The following is a 1,111-nucleotide window of genomic DNA, read 5'->3' as shown; positions in this document are numbered from 1 at the left end:
GTCAGCTCGTTTCCTTTCCATCCAACCTTTGAAGAGGTCTTTCATCTCAATTACAACATGCTCCATCTATTTCCATTAACCACTTTTGATTAACTTAGTACCCGATGGAACTTCAGGGCACACTACGATAGGTAACATTATGCATGAAGTAATTCCTCCTACCGTCGGCACTCCTCATGCAATTGAACGTTATCATCTATAAATAAAAATGAAAAGCATATTATTAATAGTATTTTCAATATTTATCTTGCAGCCTTTATTCGGCAAATGCGGAAGTGCTTTAGTTGTATATCCCGAAATCACTGAACTAGATATAAATGGTAAAATCATTTTTGAAGGTTTAGGCCATGGAAATTATTTCGAAATCTTTGAAAAGCTAGATTCAAACTATTCAATATATATCCGATCTGGTGAACATAAAGTTAGATTGATAAAAGAAGAGTTAGTCAAAGGCCAATTTTTGTGGACTCAAGTCGTATTTAAGTTGGAAGAGGAATTAATTGAAGGTCGAGTTTACGAATTGTTCGTAAAAAATCTAAGCTTAGAAGATCATAGGTTTTTAAATCTTACAAGAAGATATGCCAATGGGAAAAGAGGTATAATAAAATGGCAGGCAAAAAAATCTCCAAATTCAGACAAAGTGGAGAGTCTAAACAAAATTAAAGATCACCAACTAAAAGTCATTCATTATGGTTGTGGGCCTTCTGTAGAGACAGTTTTTAAACTTTCAACTCCAAATAAAAATCCGCAGTATTTGATTGTAGAAATTTCAGAGGTGAATACTGGTAGAACATTCAAATACTATATTATTCCGAAAGATAATCTTTTAACTGTTGGTCATGGTATGTGTTCAGGACCTTTTAGATTCAAACACAACAACTCATATAAAATAAGATTTGGAACAAAAAATGAGGAAGATGATATAGAATGGCTTGACTGGAGAAATTGTCCAAATCCATGGAACTTTGAAAAAGATTAAACTTGACATCGAGTAGGTAAAGGGGACTCTCACCCCTAAACCTCTCACAGAACCGTACGTGAACCTCTCAGCTCATACGGCTCTTCATGCTCATTCTTTCGAATCGAATACGCCACTAAACTCATTCCTTCC

Annotated in this window: 1 protein-coding gene; it reads left to right on the top strand. The window is 34.7% G+C overall.

Features of this window, described 5'->3' with window-relative positions; genetic code table 11:
- The first annotated feature begins 208 nt into the window (after window positions 1-208).
- Window positions 209-979, top strand: a complete 771-nt coding sequence (locus tag L2567_RS20950) for a hypothetical protein (RefSeq protein ID WP_235299822.1) — start codon at window positions 209-211, stop codon at window positions 977-979.
- The last annotated feature ends 132 nt before the right edge of the window (window positions 980-1,111 follow it).

The organism is Portibacter marinus (genome assembly GCF_021533195.1).
GTDB classification, from domain to species: Bacteria; Bacteroidota; Bacteroidia; order Chitinophagales; family Saprospiraceae; genus Portibacter; species Portibacter marinus.
The sequence above is the reverse complement of the archived record's forward strand: the minus strand, read 5'-3'. Positions and strand labels throughout refer to the sequence as shown.

Excerpts from the sequence above, each read along its gene's own strand:
- L2567_RS20950 (WP_235299822.1), top strand. The coding sequence starts at position 209 with ATGAAAAGCATATTATTAATAGTATTTTCAATATTTATCTTGCAGCCT.